Source organism: Gelidibacter salicanalis, from assembly GCF_016469035.1.
Taxonomy (GTDB): Bacteria; Bacteroidota; Bacteroidia; order Flavobacteriales; family Flavobacteriaceae; genus Gelidibacter; species Gelidibacter salicanalis_A.
On the sequence record NZ_JAEHJZ010000068.1, the window covers coordinates 1 to 1,217 of the forward strand.

At 32.9% G+C, this 1,217-nt stretch carries 1 protein-coding gene; it reads right to left on the minus strand.

Annotated features, from left to right (window positions below):
* Complete coding sequence (locus JEM65_RS20560) at positions 1-1,098, minus strand: IS4 family transposase (RefSeq protein WP_233530766.1); 1,098 nt, start codon at positions 1,096-1,098, stop codon at positions 1-3.
* Positions 1,099-1,217: the final 119 nt, after the last annotated feature.

The window sequence follows — 1,217 nt, forward strand, 5'->3', positions numbered from 1 at the left end:
TTAAGTACATGACAAAAAACTGAAGAGACTGCATTCTAGTGGCTTATTACCTGTAAAAAGAAATTTTGATAAACAGTCTAAGCCGTATTTGAATATGCTTACAGCTCTCCTACCATGTTTTTTTATTGTTATTTTTTTTATGTTCTGATCCACAAAGTCACCGATTTTGTAACACCAGACAAAAGCAATCATTGTTAACAGAAAGAGTTTTTCCAACCTTTCCAAATCGGTTACATGAGTATCCTCAATATTGAAACCACTACTTTTCAATCCTCTAAAAAGGGTCTCTATTTGCCACCTTTGTTTGTAATAGACCATTGCCTGTTCGGGCCTGTTGAACGAAACAATGATCAGGAACTCCATTTTACCATCTCTGTTAAAAGTTTTGCTGCCAGATAGATAACATTTTTGACCATGGAGTGATACTATTTTTGGATAGTGATAAAACTCACCAATTTTTAAATTGTTGAACAACCAAAATGCCTTGATCTCTTTTTGTTTTTGATAGGAATAAATTTTGAAATTATTCCTGATCCTAATGAAATATCTAATATTGTTCTCATTCAAAAATTCCAACCATTTATCTCCAATAAATTCTCTATCGGCCAGCAAACAATCTATGCTTTCTTTTCCAAACCATTCTATAAATTGTTTGACCAGGTCAATTCGTTCCTGGGTATCAGAATTCCCACGCTTATCCAACATCTTGAACATCAAGGGAAACGCAACGTTTTTATAGCTGATTCCCAGCATTAAAATATTGATATTCTTGGTGCCGAACTTCCAATTGGTCCTATCCAGCACCAAAACCAAATTGGTTTTTATGGGCAATAAATTGAATATCAATGATGAGACTAGTTTCATAGAGAAATCAAACTCCTTCATGAATCTTTGTATCCTTCTATAAGAACTGTTTTTATCTACTTTTGTGTCGAATCCAGAGGCCAGTCTGTCATAATTAATTGTCTTTATCTTGCATAGGGCCGTTATAAATAAACAAATGAGCTTGACCCTGGCCAAATTGAGTTCTCCCTTAAAATGGCCTTGTAAAACCGAAATTAACATTGTATCTTTATACTCAGGACTGGTGTTCTTCATTAGAAAAATTATGTAGTGATAATCTTTTAATGTAATGAATATCAGTCTTTTATGCAAATATATGACCTGCTATTTTATTGATTTATTAATGGATATATATGTTTTTGTCATGTACTAAA